Annotated in this window: 1 protein-coding gene; it reads right to left on the bottom strand. The window is 64.3% G+C overall.

Annotation, left to right across the window (positions count from 1 at the left end):
• Window positions 1-231, bottom strand: a 231-nt coding sequence (locus JT719_RS24410) for a hypothetical protein (RefSeq protein ID WP_242693462.1), incomplete at its 3' end; no start/stop codon positions are given.
• Window positions 232-339: the final 108 nt, after the last annotated feature.

The raw sequence follows: 339 nt of genomic DNA, 5'->3' as shown, positions 1-339 counted from the left end.
GGCGACGCTGGCCGTCGCCACGAAGGGGTCCGACAGCAGGTAGGACAGCACGGTGCCGGCCAGCATCGCGGCAAGCGACCAGTGGCCGTAGCGGACCTGCACCATGTCGCGCAGGATGTAGATCAGCCCAGCCCAGCAGGACCAGATCAGGTCCAGGTGCGGCGCGAGGCTGAAGGCGTAATTGATGGCGAGTACACTGCCGATGTAGGCGGCCAGCCAGATCATGTCCAAGATCCTCCAAGGCAACCCGCGGAAATACGGGCGCGAAAAACGGAGCCACCCGCTTGAATGCGAGCGCCCCGCGCGCGTCTTTTAACAGCAGGCGCGGAGGATTTGGAA

This window comes from Sabulibacter ruber (assembly GCF_017355955.1).
GTDB lineage: Bacteria > Bacteroidota > Bacteroidia > Cytophagales > Hymenobacteraceae > Nibribacter > Nibribacter ruber_A.
The sequence above is the reverse complement of the archived record's forward strand: the minus strand, read 5'-3'. Positions and strand labels throughout refer to the sequence as shown.